We start from the raw sequence: 14,048 nt of genomic DNA, 5'->3' as shown, positions 1-14,048 counted from the left end.
TGGGTCCGTCGGGAGGGGCGCGACACATAAACACCGGACTGGCAGCGGTCAAGCGCTGAGCCCCTCCGTGCGACCGGGGCGTGCAGGATTCCTGCCGTGCTTCAGCGGCTCGCGGTGGGTGCGCCACCCACCCGCATCACCGCCCGGTCGCCGGGACCAATCTCTTGGAGGGTCCGGCTCAGGAGACAGTTCGAGCTGTGCTCGCGCAGCTCGGTGACCATGCACTGGCCAATGCGCTCCCAGGGATAGACGCGGTCGTTCTTGGCCACCTCGCCGGGCTTGGGATGCGGCTTGCCCAGCACGTCGTTGGACGGGTCGCCCTTGCGCTCGATGGTGAAGGTGTTGCCCAGCTGCACGCCTTCGGCGCTGCCCCGGTCGATGACGACGAAGTAGTTCTCCGCGACCATGGTCAGGTACGGCACCATCGGGAGGAGGACGACGCCCTGCACTTCCTTGGCGTTGGGCTTGGGCGCGACCTTCGAGGTGAGGTGCTCGCCGTAGGGGCCCACCAGGTCACCGCGGGAGATGGGGTCCCACGTCTCCATGATCTGCGCCGTGACGACCTGATCGTTCAGCGCCACCACGCGCAGCGAGCCCAGCAGCTGGGTGAGGTAGCCCGCGCGAGCGCCCGTCACCGGGTGCTTCACCTCTTGCTGGGTGTGGAAGACGATGTAGCGGTCGCCCACCTTGGCGGCCTTGTTGCGCTTGAAGCGCACGTAGACCTGATCCGGCGCGGACAGCATCACCGAGCCCGTGGACGCGCCCTCGATGCGGCCCGCCTCGTCCAGCTCGCGCGCGGTGACGAAAGCCTGCGTCGTCACGGTGGTGGCGTTGGAGCCGTCGTAGCCAATCTTCCCGCTGACGGTGACCGCGTTGGTCTCCTCGGGGATCTCCGTGGCCGGCGCGACCTCCGCGGGCGCTCCCGCCTCGACGCGCGAGGGAACTTCCTCGCCCGCGGCGAAGAAGCGGACCTGGTTGCCCGGGTAGATCCAGTGCGGGTTGGCGATCTCCGGGTTGTAGGACCAGACCTTGGGCCAGTACCAGGGGCTGCCGAGGTAGCGCTGGGACAGGTCCCACAGCGTGTCTCCCGACTCCACCGTGTGGACCTCACCCGGCGCGCTCTCGCGGCCCTGGGTGCCTGGGGGGACGGCGACGCGGGTGGGACGCTCGGGCTCATCGGCGACCTCGGTGCCCTCCGTCTCACCGCCCTGGGAGGACTCGTCTTCGGCGCCATCTTGCTGCTGAGCGCGGGCCGTCCAGACGGGTGCGATGGCAAGTGGCACGAGCAGCGAGGCGAGGATCCGGGTGCGCATCGGACGACGTCCTTTCGACGAAAAGGTCTTCAAGGCGAGAGCGCGGCGAGCCGCTGCTCCGCCTGCGTGGCGGCGGCCGTCCCCGGGAACTGGGTGACGACGCGGGTGTAGAGTGCACGGGCTTGCGCGGCCTGGTTCAGCCGCACCCGGCACTCCGCGAGCCGAAGCATGCCGTCCAGCATGGCATCTCCGGCGGGATAGGTCTCGATGAGCCGCTCGAACGTCTTCGCGGCGGCGGCGTAGTCCTTCAACCCCACCTGGCCCAACCCGCTGAAGTACAGCGCGTTGTCGGCGCGGGGGTGGCGGGGATTCTCCGCGGCGAAGCGGGCCAGTCGCTCCACCCCGCCCTCCACGTTGCCCGTGCGCAGGAGCGAAACGGAGTGCTCGTACTCCGCGTCGAGCACCGCGGGGTCGCGCTCCGGCAGGCCCGACTCATGGACTGGCGTGACGGACGCGGCCGAGGACTCCTCCACCGGAGAAATGAACATCTCCATCTGATCCGAGTCCGGCTCCACCACGGCGACGGCGGTGGGGATGCGAGGCGCGGGATCATTCCGGGGCTTGAGCCGCACCACCGCCAGCTCCGACGGCGGCAGGTTCAGGGACGAGCCCTCTGCCGCGGCGGGAGTGGAGGACACGGGCGCCGGCGCGGCGGCGGCTCGGGGAGCGCGACTGACAGCATCGCGGTCCTCCAAGCGCTGCAGGCGCTCCTGGAGCCGAGACTGCGTGTCGCGCAGCGTGCGCACCTCGGCCTGCAACGCCACGAGTTCCGCCGATGAGGCGGAGGTGGTGGCGCAGGCGCAGGGCGCGCTCAGCGCCACGGCAGCCAGCAGACGGAAGAGGAAGGAGCGCTCCAGCACGGGCCTGGGTCGAGAGAGGTCTGCTCCCGAGGATAGGAAGCCCCGTCCGAGAGCGTCAAGAAATCGGCCCAGGCGAGAAGCGCCTCACCACGAAGTTGAGGTGACGCCCGGTGCGTCCCGCGTCTCGGCGATGCGAGAAGAACCGCGCCGCGTCACACGCCGTACAGGCCTGTAGCACGTCCACATGTGCGGGCAGCAGCCCCGCCGTGAGCAGCGTGCGCCGCACCGCGAACGGCAGGTCGAGATGGGGATGCGTGGCATGAGGGGTCACCACGTCGGGGCCGAAGCGGCGCGTGAAGCGCTCGGCCAGCTCCGGCGAGACTTCGTAGCAGCAGCGCTGGATGGCGGGCCCCACCGCCGCGAGCAGTCGCTCCGGCCGCGCCCCTCGCGCCACCAGCACCTCCACCGCTCGCGCGCTGATGTCCGCGTCCGTCCCCCGCCACCCCGAGTGCACCGCCGCCACCCGCTGGCCGTCGGGATCCACCAGCAGCACGGGCACGCAATCCGCCGTCCCCACCGCCACCCAGCCCCCCTCCTCCTCGGTCCAGAGGGCGTCCGCCTCTCCGAGCACCGGGCGCAGCCCCGCGTCGGCCGTGCCGCCGCGCGCTTCGAGTACCCGGTCTCCGTGGACCTGCGAGACGCGCCCCAGCGCACCCAATGCGGCCCCGGCGGCCTTCGCGAGCCTTCGGTGGTTCTCCTCCACGCGCTCGCGCTCATCCCCCACCGCGAACCCCAGGTTGAGCGAGGCATAGGGGCCCTCGGACACCCCGCCCGCTCGGGTGGAAAAGCCATGCGGAACGGGCAGCAGGGAGGACGTCACGAAAGAAGGCAGCGTCATCGGTCCCACCAGCGTAACGCCCTCGCGCGCCCTCGCACGCAACCCGTGTGATGGGCGACCTCGATTCGTCACACAGTTTCGATGCGAGTCCGTTTGACAGTGCGCGTTACCGGACTGACAATTCGTCAACTCTTCGGCAACTGGCGGTAAACCAGCCCTCCGCTGAGAACGGTTTGCCGCGCGCATGGCCCTGGGTCCCGACACGATTGGTAGGAAGTTGTTGTGGAGCATCGCCCTGCCCGGGTTGGTGGTGGCGTTGCTGGGCGTGGGCCACTTCGGACGTGAGGCGCGGCAGGCCGTTCGCGAAGGCACGCACCTGGAAGCACTCGCGCTGGCCGAGTTCGTCGCATCCACCTTCACCCTGCCCCAGGCCCCGGGCGCGCCGCCCCACGGCGCCGTGGCCGAAGTGCTGGCATCGGATGCGCGCTTGTTCCGCTCGGTCGAGGACCTGCGCGTGCTCACGCCCGACGGGCGGATCCGCTGGAGCCGGCGCGCGGGCGAGCAAGGGCACCTGCACCCCGAGGCCACCCGGCTGACCGCTCCCGGCCCGGAGGCCGCACGCTCCAGCGAGCACGGCACCGAGGTGGTGCGTCCACTGGGCGGCCCCGAGTGCACTGGCTGCCACACGGGCGAAGGGGGACAGCGCGCGGGCGTGCTCCAGGTGCGCATGACGGAGCCCGTGCTCTACCGCCAGCTCCAGCAGGTGTTCCGCAGCGCGCTCGGCGCGATGGCCCTGTTCGCGGCCATGCTGGGACTGGTGACGTGGCTGGCGCTGCGCTTCGTCCTCACGCGCCCGCTGAAGCGACTGAGCGAGGTCATGCGCCGCGCCGAGGCCGGAGACCTGTTGGTGCGCGCCGAGGCTCGCGGCACGGACGAAATCTCCCGGCTGGGCGCCGCCTTCAACCAGATGCTGGCGCGCCTCACGTCCATGAAGGTGGAGGAGATCGACACCCACCGAGACCTCGCGCTGGTGAAGGAGAAGCTGGCGCTGAAGGACGAATTGGAAGAGCGCCTGCGCGAGCTGTCGCTCCTGTTCGACGTGGCGCGCTCGCTCAACTCCACGCTGGAGCTGGACGAGCTGCTCGGGCGCATCACCCAGCTCGTGGTGGAGCGGCTCCACATCCCCGACTTCTCCATCATGCTCGTCAACGCTGACGGAATGCTGGAGGTGCGCCGCGCCTGGCCGGAAGGCAGCGGCGCGGAGGGGATGACGTTCGCGATGGGCGAAGGCGCCTGTGGCCGCGCCGCGCAGACGCGCAAGTCCGTGTACATCCCCGACCTCGCCGACCGCACCAGCGTCTATGCGCGTCGGGCCCTGGTGAACGGACGCAAGGACGAGGGCTCGCTGTTGGCCGTGCCCATGGTGCACGTGGACACGCTGCTGGGCGTCATCAACTTCCTGCGGCCCCAGCCGGCCGGCTTCTCCGCGGAGGAGATCGAGCTGCTCACGTCGGTGGGGGACCAGGCCGCCACCGCGGTGCAGAACGCGCGGCTCCACGCGGAGACGGTGACGCTCACGCTCACGGACGCGCTCACGGGCGTGCCCAACCGGCGCCACCTGTTCCAGCGGCTCGAGTTGGAGATGGCTCGGGCGCAGCGCTTCGGTGTTCCGCTCGCCTTGCTGATGGTGGACGTGGATCACTTCAAGCGGCTCAACGACCTCGCGGGCCATCGCGCGGGTGACGAGACGCTCCGCCGGGTCTGCGACGTGCTCAGGATGCGCGCGCGCAAGGTGGACACCCTGGGCCGCTACGGTGGCGAGGAATTCGTCCTCCTCTTGCCGCAGGTGACCAAGGAGGACGCCACCGAGGTCGCGGAGAAGCTGCGCCGCGCGGTGGCCGATGCCCCGGACCTCGCCCAGGCGGGCCTGCCCGGCGGGCACATCACCGTCTCGGTGGGCGTGGCCCACTTCCCCACCGACGCGAACAGCCAGGAGATGCTGGTGGATTGCGCGGACTCGGCGCTCTATTGCAGCAAGCGCACGGGGCGAAACCGTACCACGCCGTACGAGACCGGGATGGAGATGCATCCCGGGCGAGAGCGCGGGCCGCAGGCCCCTCCCGCCGAGCCCGCTGCGCCCGCCCTCCCCTCCGGCATCGCCAAGGCCTGACCGCCCGGCGCCGTCTCGCGCTCGCGAGACGGCACCTCCCAAGCGGCGAGGCCCCTCACCTCACGGCAGCTTCAGCGCGCGCAGCAACCGACCACCGCCCGGGGTTGCCACGCGGAACAGCAGCGTGCTGCCCGCCGCGGCGCCGCGGATGACACCCGCCAGGTCCTTCGCGCTGGTGATGGGCTTGCGGTTCGCCTCCACAATCAGCATGCCCGCGGCCAGCTCCGCGCGATCCGCGGGTGATCCCGGCACCACGTCGGTGACGAGGGCACCCTGGCGCTCGGTGAAGCCCGCTTGCTGCGCGGTGCGCGGATCCAGGTTGTCGAGCGAGAGGCCCACGCGCCGCGAGCCCTCCTGATCATCCCCCGTCTCCTGCTTCTTCTTGCCCACGCCCTCCAGGTCCGGGCGCGTGCCGAGCGCCACCTTCACGTCCTGCTTCTTGCCCTCGCGGTAGAGGGTCAGCGTGACGGTGCTCCCCGGGCGCTTGAGCGCGACCATGCGCGTGAACTGGTTGCTCGTCCCAATCTTCTGCCCGTCCAACGCCACCACCACGTCATCCGACTTGAGCCCGGCCTTCGCGGCGGGCGAGCCGGGATTCACCTGCGTCAGGATGGCGCCCTCCGCCACCGGGAGATCCATCGCCTTGGACAGGTCGCGCGTCAGGTCCTGGATGCCCACGCCCAACCAACCGCGCGTGACGGTGCCCTCCTTCTCCAACTGCGGCACCAGCGCCTTGATGAGGTTGCTGGGGACCGCGAAGCCGATGCCCGTGCCCCCGCCCACGATGGCGGTGTTGATGCCGATCACCTCGCCTCGCAGGTTGAAGAGCGGCCCGCCCGAGTTGCCCGGGTTGATGGCCGCATCCGTCTGGAGGAACTCGTCGTAGGGCCCCGCGCCGATGTCGCGCGCGCGCGCCGAGAGGATCCCCAAGCTCACGCTCGACGCGAGCCCGAACGGATTGCCAATGGCGAGCGTCCAGTCGCCCACGCGCATGGCATCCGAGTCGCCGAGCTTCACCGTGGGAAGGTTGTCCACCTTCTCCTTGATCTTCACCACGGCGACATCGGTGAGCGGATCCCTGCCGACTGTCTCTCCCGTGAAGGTGCGCCCATCATCCAGGCGGATGGTGATGGACACCGCGTCTTCAACGACGTGGTTGTTGGTGAGGATGACGCCCTTGGGCTCGATGATGAACCCCGAGCCCGCGCCCTGGCGGAGCTGCTCATGCTCGCGGCGACGGCTGTCTCCCTTCCCCTGTCCACCGTTGCCGAAGAAACGATCGAAGAGCGGGTTGTCCTCCAGCCCCGACGGCAGCTGTGCGCGCGTTTGCACATCCACGTTCACCACCGCGGACTTCACCGACTCGACGAGCGGAGCCAGGGACGGCAGCGCCTGCGCGGCGGCGGTGGCGGGCTGGAGGTTGCTGTTCTGCCCCGTCGAACTGGAGGACGCGGCGGGGGAAGGTGCCTGTCCGAGCGCCATGGACGGCACGGCGAGCACGAACACGGCGCCCAGGATCTTCCGACGGAACGGCGGCGAAAATGAGCTCATAAGGTGTCCAACCTAGACCTGAAATGGGGCCCCGCAACCCGGTCCATTGCTCCAGGGGCCATCCACCGAACACCTCGCGCGCGCGCCTCTTCCCGAGTCCGTCACCCCACGGGCCGGTACACCCGATAGTCCAGCTCCGGGAACAGGTTGTCACGCCCCTCCACGTGCGCCAGCCATCCCTCATCGATGGCGCCCGAGCGCACCTGATCATGCAGGCGCAGGAACCGCAGCAGGTGCTCCTGCGTGCGGCGGACCGCGTAGTCCACCATGGTGCCGGTCTTCATGATGAAGGCCCAGTCCGAGGACTGCGCCAGCAACAGCTCGCGCGCGGCCTGATTCAAGGCGCGCCGCCGTAGCTCGGACGTATCGGGGAAGTCGCGGGCAAGCGCCACCATCTTGCGCGCGCAGTGGTGCAGGTGGCGGTAGATCCAATCGTTGGAGCCATCCAGCCACATGTTCGCGTAGCCCCCCGCGCCCCAGGAGGACAGCGGTGGCGTGGCGACCTGATTCTCCGGATGCGAGCGCAGATCATCCGAGGGCGTCACCAGCCGCACCTGATCGCGCGCATGCACGGCCTGACGCAGCAGCGCCTCGATGAAGTGCGGTCCCTCGAACCACCAGTGGCCGAACAGCTCCGCGTCGTACGGTGCCACGACGACCGGCGTGCGGCCCCCCATGCGCGAGGCGAGGTACTCCATCTGGCGCTGGCGGTTGAACAGGAAGTTGCCCGCGTGCACGGCGGCGCGTTGGCGCGCGACGTCGGGTTCATAGGGGCGCTTGTCGTTCGTCTTGCCCGTGATGCGGTAGTACTTGAAGCCGGTGTTCTTGCGCTCGCCCGTGGGCTGGATGAAGGGCCGGACGTAGTCCAGGTCCAGGTCCCACCCGATGTCTCGATAGAACTCGCGGTAGTCCGGGTCGCCCGGATACCCGTGCTCGGTGCTCCACACCTGCTGGGAGCTCTCGGGGTCGCGCGCATAGGCCGCGACCCCCGCCTCGGTGAAGATGGGCGCGTAGGGGCCGTGCAGCGGTCGAGGCGTGGCGTCCGTGAGGCCGTGCGTGTCCACGAAGAAGTAGCGGATGCGCTCGGCGGCCAGCACGCGCTCCAGTCCGGGGAAGTAGCCACACTCCGCCAACCAGATGCCCGCGGGATCTCTCCCGAACGTCTGACGATAGTGATTGGCCGCCACCGTCACCTGCGCGCGCACCGCCTCGGGCGTCTGCTGCATCAGCGGCAGGAACCCATGGGTCGCGTTGCACGTGAGGATCTCCAGATGGCCCGCGTCCTGGAGTCGACGGAACGCGCCCACGAGGTCGCGCCGATAGCGCTCGCGAAAGAGGACGCGCAGGGACTCGAAGTGGTCGCGATAGAAGCGAGCCAGTCGGCCGAACGTGGGATCATCGCGCGTGCGGTGCACCTCGCGCGCGCCCAGCTCACACAGCAGATCGAGCTTCCGGGCGTAGCGCGACATCAACAGCTCGTCGCGCAGCATGGTGACGAGCGTGGGCGACAGCGTCAGCGAGAGGCGGAACGGAATGTCCTCGTCGGCCAGCGAGTCGAAGACCCTCAGGAGCGGGAGGTACGTCTCGGAGATGGCTTCGTAGAGCCAGTCCTCCTCGAGGAAGTTCTCATGCTCGGGATGGCGAACGAAGGGGAGGTGCGCGTGCAGGACCAGCGCGAGGGAGCCCGGGCTCATAGGTCGATCTGGGTGTCCTTGGAGGTTCACGTGCGGCCACGCCCCGGGGGCGTTGGCTCGGGGGGTTCCTTCTCTGAGCGCTGGTAGCGCTGATCCGACGCGCCCGGTGGACGCGCGATGCCGCTCAGGTACCGCTGATCCGATGCGCCCATTCCGCGAGGCATCGACTCCGTGGGCACACCTGGACCGGGCGCCGGCGGCGGCACCGCGCGCGCGATGCGCTCACGCTCAACTTCGGGAATGTCTCGCGCTCCCGCGCTGCCTGGCAGTTGGATTCGACGCCAGCGAATGTACTCGCGCTCCTCGAACTCGGCGGTGCGCGTGTGCGCGGTGGCGGCGGTCTCCGCCATGTCGCGCTGGGCATCCTCCAAGCCTGTCGGCATGCGCAGGAAGCGAACGGAGGTGTCCGTGGAAGGGCCCGCGGGAGGCAGCACCACACGGTTCGTCGAACCCCCAATCCGGCGCCCGCTGCCATCCTTCGCGACGAAGTGCGCCTCGACGCGATAGGGCCGCCCCGGAGGGAGTCCATGGATGTAGAAGCTGCGCGACTCCAAGGCGAACTCCACCTCGCGCACGAGGTGTTCACCCTCGAACACCTTGAGGACCGCGCGGGGAGCGTCCAGTCCCTCCAAGGCGCGCGCGCGGGTGGCGGGGCTGAAGTCCCAGAACACGAACAGCGTATGCGGGTCGCGCGGCATCAACAGCGCCGTGTCGTCCTCGTAGTCCAGCGGCAGCTCGCCCAGGTGCTCGTCATACTCGGCGGAACGGTCCGCGGGCGGAAGATGCGCGACCTGCTCTTCCAACAGATGATGTCGACGTGCCTCTCGCTCACCCGCGATGCGCGCGACGAAGAAGCCTTCCACCAAGGGCTCGGCCGGATGCTGTGGCAGCTCCACGGAAGCAGCCTGCGCGGCCCCCTCTTCAGACGACGTGGTGGACTCCTGCCCTCGCGACGCTCCCGGTGCTGCGGGCTGGCCTCGCAGCCTGGGTGGAAAATTCACGACGTGGGCGGGCTTCGTGGAAGCGGCCCCTCGAGCGGTGTCGGCCTGCGTCCTCGCTTTGTCGACACCCGTTGCTGAACCGGAGTCCTGCTCCGCCGTGATGCCGCGCTCCTGGGTCCCGCCCACCCCGGCATTCTCCGACGAGGCCTCGGTCCGCTTCTGGGACTTTCTTCGGGCCTTGCGACGGATGGCGTCCTTGGCCGCTTCGAGCCGAGGCAGGAGGCTCCCTCCGGCACTGCGCACCAGACGAGCCAGGACCGGGACATAGGCCGCGAGTGCCGCGATGAGCTGCTGCTTGTTCTTCTTGCGGTGGCCAGGGCCGAGGTGCTTCCGAGCCAGCTCTCGAAGGTAGCTCACGGTGACACGCTTGAGGTGGTCCATGGACACCCTCGCCTTTAGGTCGCTGCACGCGGAGGGTCAACGTGTCAGCACTACATGTGTTGGTCTGCCGACCCCGGCTTCTTCGTCCGTCCCCCATGACACCTAGGAAACGTCCCGGTATCCTGCGCCCCGCTTGAGCGACCTGCCCAGACTCCTCCTGTGCAGCTTCGACGTGATTCCGGGTCCGTCGGGCTCCTCACGTCGATTGACGGAGTATCTCAAGGCATTGCCCGACCGCTTCACCGTGGTCGTGCTCTCCGCCAAGACGCCAGACCACTCCCACATCGAGAAGTACCAGGGCGCGCGTCTGCTGCGCGTGCCCGTGGGCTCGGGAGACCTCGCGTCGCGGATCCAAGCCTTCGAGCGCGCGGTGCGCCGCCAATTGGAGAGCGAGGACTACGCGCTCGCGCACTTCACGGATCCCTTCGGCGGCTATGCGCTGTGCGAGCTGAAGGGCGACTACGGCTATCGCCTCATCTACGAGGCGCAGACGTTCCCTTCACAGGAGCTGCGCTTCACCCATCCCCAGTTGGAGAGCGATCGGCGCTTCCTCTCCAAGGTGCGGCGTCAGGAGTTGTTCTGCCTGATGAACGCCGACCTCGTCATCACCGGCTCGCAGACGACTCGGAGCTTCATCCAGGGGCTCGGTGCGGCGGAGGAGCAAGTTCGGGTTGTCCGCGCGCCGGTGGACCTGACGCCGTATGCCCCGAGCGTGGTGGGACTGCCGGACGGCAAGCCGCTGCGCATGATGTACCTGGGGAGTCAGGTGGGCTGGCAGGGATTGCCCCTGTTGCTGCGCGCCACGGCGCTTGCTTCGCAGCAGGAGCCCGTGCGCCTCACGCTGGTGGGCGCCCAGCATCCGGATTGGAAGCCGCACCTGGAGGACCTGGTGCGGGAGCTGGGCCTGCAAGACACGGTAGAGTTCCAGCCTCCGGTCGCGCACGACGATCTGGCCAAGGTGCTCGCGCTGGCGGACGTGGGCGTGCTGCCGCTCGATGACTCCGAGCGCAACCGGATGCAGGGCGGGCCCCTCGCGAAGGTGTCCGAGTACATGGCCGCGGGTCGCCCGGTCATCGCCGCGGATCTGCCCGTCACGCGCGAACTCATCCCGTCGAGCGCGGCCGCGTTCTTCGCGCCAGGGGATGTCCGCGCGATGGCGGACCGGATTGTCGAGCTGGCGCGAGATGTTCCTCGGCGGTTGGCCTTGGGCCGCGCGGCGCGGGCACATGCGGAGAGCGCGCTGGAGGCGGGGCGCATCCGGGGCAAGCTCCTGGATCTCTACGACGGGCTGTTGGAGAAGCGCGGGCCGCGCCCGGTCGGCGACTCCAGTGAGGCACTTCCCGACGTCACGATGACGGGGACGCCCACCAACCGTCTGGCGCTGCTGGGAGTGTCGGAGCCCTCTGTCGAGGCGTCCGCGCCGAGCACCGCCTCGCAGCGGAATCAGAGTCCGGATGCGGTACAGGACGCGCGAGAGGGCGCGCCCATCGTGGTGGGTCAGGTGGTGGAGGAGCGCCTCGATCGTCGGCTCGTGAAGACGGAGCCGGACGCGCGCCCCGCCGAGCCCCCCGTCGTGATGGGGCTCCCGCTGCGAGAGGAGCCCTCCGACGAGGCCGCCACGACGGTGAGCCCCATCCCCACCGCGCCGGACAAGACGCCGCGCGACGCCACTCCGCTCCTCGACGAGCCGACCGCGCCCAAGTCATCCCCGGCGCGCACCACCTCCGCTGTCGACGTCGCCATCTCCGCGCGCACGACGTCGAAGGTGGAAGTGCCCACGACGACGCAGCCCGCGAGCAGCGAGGACACGGCGGGCCCCCCCCAGTCGACGACCGCAGTCGCCCAGGACGACAACAGTCCCATCGCCACGAGTGGCCGGGGCGATGTCGACGACGGGGATAAGGCCAACGCAGAGGAGCGCTCGAGCGCTGCCGTCGCCTCCGCCGAGCCATCCGCCTCCAGCGTCCGTTCGCTGCCCGACACAGTGGGCGCGCAACCAGAAGAGGACGCCTCACGCGCCATCGCGCCAACACAGGCCAGCGACGCGGTGTCGGAACTCAAGCCGGACGACGCCTCCGCGAGCCTGCGCACAACTCCCGAAGGAGAGAGCGAACAGCGAAACGACGCGTCGGCCTCACTTCGCGACAGTGGAGACGAGGGCGCTCAGTACAAGGACGACGCTTCGGGCATCCGAGGGAATCTCGACATCGCGAGCCCGCAGCCTGGAGACGAGGCGGCACCGACCGCGTCCACGGGCAAGAGCCCGTCGACTTCCGAAGACGCGCAGCGTGCGCAGGCAGCAGCTTCGCCCGGGGTCAGCGCGCAGCGAGATGACTCCGCGGACCGCATTCAGGGTGAGGACGGTGCGCAAGCCTCCGAACCCACCGCACGGCAAACGCTGGGACATGCAGACGCGCAGCGACAGGATGAAGCCGCGTCCAACGCAGCGAATCAGCGCGGCACGCTGAGCGCCGCGGTCTCCCCGGGCGAGGATGAAGCCCCCTCCCCCACGCCCATCGTTCGCCGTCCGCTCGGGCTCGATGATCCGCCGAGTGAGCGCGCCGGCCTCTCGCCCAGGAGCGGCAACCACCGTTCACGCTCCACGGCCGGTGCACACCGCGACGACGACTCACCGTCGCCCACTCCCATCATTCGCCGTCCGCTCGGGCTCGATGATCCGCCGAGTGAGCACGAGGGTTCGTCTCTCGCGAACGGGCATCGTCGCACGCGCGCGGATGGCTCGCGTCGTGAGGATGACACGCCGTCGCCGACTCCCATTGTCCGCAGACCGCTCGGCCTCGAGGACTCGCAACGGGAACGCGACACTTCGCAGGCCACGAGCAGCAAGCGTCGCGGAACTTCCACTGACGATGCGCAGGGCGAAGAGGATTCGCCGTCCCCTACGCCCATCGTTCGCCGTCCGCCGGGTCTCGAAGCCTCGCAGCGCAAAGACGATGCCGCTACGCGACCCGAGCGCGAGGAAGAAACGCCTCGCAGGACGGCTTCGTCCGGCCGAGTCGAGCGCGAAGAAGACGCGCTCACGGTTCGTCGACCGACGCCCCCTGAACTCGCCGCGCGCAATGAGGAGGACTCCGCCGCGGCGTTGAACGCGCGGAAGTCCGCGCCCATCGAGCGAGACGAGGAGCCCCCCGCCCCCACCCCCATTGTTCGCAGACCGGTGTTGGTGGATCGCGAGGCGGAGTCCCCGACTCCCACGCCCATCGTCCGCCGACCGGCTGCACTGGAGCGTGGCGAGGAGCCGCCCTCTCGCAAACTGAGCCCCTCGGATCGCGACGAGTCCGCGCCTCCGTCGCCCGTCCGTCGTCCGACGCCGCCCGAGCGTCCCGCGGAGCCGCCTCCCTCGCGAACCTCGACCGCCTGGGTCGAGGATCACGAGCTGCCGGCGCCCACGCCCATCGTCCCGATGCGCTCCGTCGTGCCGAGCCGCGTGCAGACGAAGACGGAGCTGCCTCGGACCACCTCGACCGGGGCATTCCCGGCCCTTCCGCCTCGCAGCCCGGATCCCGCGCGCAGCCCCGAGACGGAGCGCCCCGCCCCACCTCGGCTGAACACCGTGTCGGACACCGACCGCCCGCCCATCCGCGGCGGACTGCCCGCCTCCGACACCCCACGCACGGCATCGACGCGCATCCCCGTCCTCTTCGAGTCCGGCAAGGCCCCCGCCCCCATCCGCGGCGGCAGTGTCTCGGACACGGATCGCCCGCCGCCACTCCCTCCGCGCGCCACGGCCCCGCCGCCAGTCCCTCCCCGCCAGCCGCCGCCTCGGCTCTCGCCGGTGGACCTGCCGTCCCGTCCCGCCGCCCCGCCGGTCCTCAAGGCCTCCCTTCGCACCTACACGCCCGCGGACGACGAGCCCGAGGAGATCTCCTCGTCAGACGCCCAGCCGCTGGAGGACGAGGAGATCCACGAGATCGCTCCCGAGTCCGCCCGCGGTCGAGGCGACGAGCCCGAGGAGATCAGCGCCGACGAAGTGTTGGAGGCCGACGCCTCGCACGAGGACGCCGAGCTGGATGACGAAGGGCCTTCGCCCGAGCCACCGCCCTCGGCCCTCAACGCCTGGTTCGCCCAGCTCGCCCACGGCTACTGCCCTCCTGAAGGAACGCGCTTTGCCCGGCACACCCCACCCACGACGTTCCCCGGGCGGGATGACGGCCCGCAAACGCCTCAGGGCGCCTCGGATCCCGGCCCTGAAGGTCCGGTCCGCGGCCGCAACTCGTGAGGCAGCCAACCGAGCGACGCTTGGAAACTTTCCAAGGCTTGCTGCCGGCCGGTAGGATGT

The 14,048-nt window shown here is 69.8% G+C and carries 8 protein-coding genes; 2 read left to right on the top strand and 6 right to left on the bottom strand.

The window, feature by feature from the left end:
• Nucleotides 1-101: 101 nt before the first annotated feature.
• Genes JGU66_26205 through pgeF form a run of 3 tightly spaced genes read right to left on the bottom strand, consistent with a single transcriptional unit; the run spans nt 102 to nt 3,011 of the window.
• Nucleotides 102-1,313 (bottom strand): LysM peptidoglycan-binding domain-containing protein, encoded by a 1,212-nt coding sequence (locus JGU66_26205; GenBank protein ID MBJ6764284.1) that lies wholly within the window; start codon nt 1,311-1,313, stop codon nt 102-104.
• Between the two features lie 29 nt (nt 1,314-1,342).
• Nucleotides 1,343-2,173 carry a tetratricopeptide repeat protein gene (locus JGU66_26200; protein ID MBJ6764283.1) on the bottom strand — a complete coding sequence of 277 codons (831 nt, stop codon included), beginning with the start codon at nt 2,171-2,173 and terminating at the stop codon, nt 1,343-1,345.
• A gap of 55 nt (nt 2,174-2,228) precedes the next feature.
• Nucleotides 2,229-3,011 (bottom strand): peptidoglycan editing factor PgeF, encoded by a 783-nt coding sequence (gene pgeF / locus JGU66_26195; protein MBJ6764282.1) that lies wholly within the window; start codon nt 3,009-3,011, stop codon nt 2,229-2,231.
• A 184-nt stretch (nt 3,012-3,195) separates the two neighbouring features.
• Here pgeF and JGU66_26190 point away from each other — a divergent pair, with 184 nt between their 5' ends.
• Entirely contained in the window at nt 3,196-5,121 is a 1,926-nt protein-coding gene (locus tag JGU66_26190) for a diguanylate cyclase (GenBank protein MBJ6764281.1), read from the top strand.
• 60 nt (nt 5,122-5,181) lie between these two features.
• Here the strand turns inward: JGU66_26190 and JGU66_26185 are convergent, their stop codons facing one another.
• From JGU66_26185 to JGU66_26175, 3 genes are all read right to left on the bottom strand, one after another.
• Nucleotides 5,182-6,672: a Do family serine endopeptidase gene (locus JGU66_26185; protein MBJ6764280.1), complete on the bottom strand. Its 1,491-nt coding sequence runs from the start codon at nt 6,670-6,672 to the stop codon at nt 5,182-5,184.
• A 101-nt stretch (nt 6,673-6,773) separates the two neighbouring features.
• Nucleotides 6,774-8,366 (bottom strand): DUF1957 domain-containing protein, encoded by a 1,593-nt coding sequence (locus tag JGU66_26180; protein ID MBJ6764279.1) that lies wholly within the window; start codon nt 8,364-8,366, stop codon nt 6,774-6,776.
• Nucleotides 8,367-8,392: 26 nt separating this feature from the next.
• On the bottom strand, nt 8,393-9,748 hold the full coding sequence (locus tag JGU66_26175) for a DUF4912 domain-containing protein (GenBank protein MBJ6764278.1): 1,356 nt from the start codon (nt 9,746-9,748) through the stop codon (nt 8,393-8,395).
• Nucleotides 9,749-9,953: 205 nt separating this feature from the next.
• Between JGU66_26175 and JGU66_26170 the strand changes: the two genes are divergently transcribed.
• Complete coding sequence (locus JGU66_26170; GenBank protein MBJ6764277.1) at nt 9,954-13,988, top strand: glycosyltransferase; 4,035 nt, start codon at nt 9,954-9,956, stop codon at nt 13,986-13,988.
• Nucleotides 13,989-14,048 lie beyond the last annotated feature (60 nt).

The organism is Myxococcaceae bacterium JPH2 (assembly GCA_016458225.1).
Lineage (GTDB): Bacteria > Myxococcota > Myxococcia > Myxococcales > Myxococcaceae > Citreicoccus.
Note: the sequence above shows the minus strand (reverse complement) of the source record. Positions and strands in the feature narration are given on the sequence as shown.

Bases quoted from the DNA above. Each gene is read 5' to 3' on its own strand.
- JGU66_26185 (MBJ6764280.1), bottom strand. From the start codon at position 6,672: ATGAGCTCATTTTCGCCGCCGTTCCGTCGGAAGATCCTGGGCGCCGTG.
- pgeF (MBJ6764282.1), bottom strand. From the start codon at position 3,011: ATGACGCTGCCTTCTTTCGTGACGTCCTCCCTGCTGCCCGTTCCGCAT.
- JGU66_26205 (MBJ6764284.1), bottom strand. From the start codon at position 1,313: ATGCGCACCCGGATCCTCGCCTCGCTGCTCGTGCCACTTGCCATCGCA.
- JGU66_26190 (MBJ6764281.1), top strand. From the start codon at position 3,196: ATGGCCCTGGGTCCCGACACGATTGGTAGGAAGTTGTTGTGGAGCATC.
- JGU66_26180 (MBJ6764279.1), bottom strand. From the start codon at position 8,366: ATGAGCCCGGGCTCCCTCGCGCTGGTCCTGCACGCGCACCTCCCCTTC.
- JGU66_26175 (MBJ6764278.1), bottom strand. From the start codon at position 9,748: ATGGACCACCTCAAGCGTGTCACCGTGAGCTACCTTCGAGAGCTGGCT.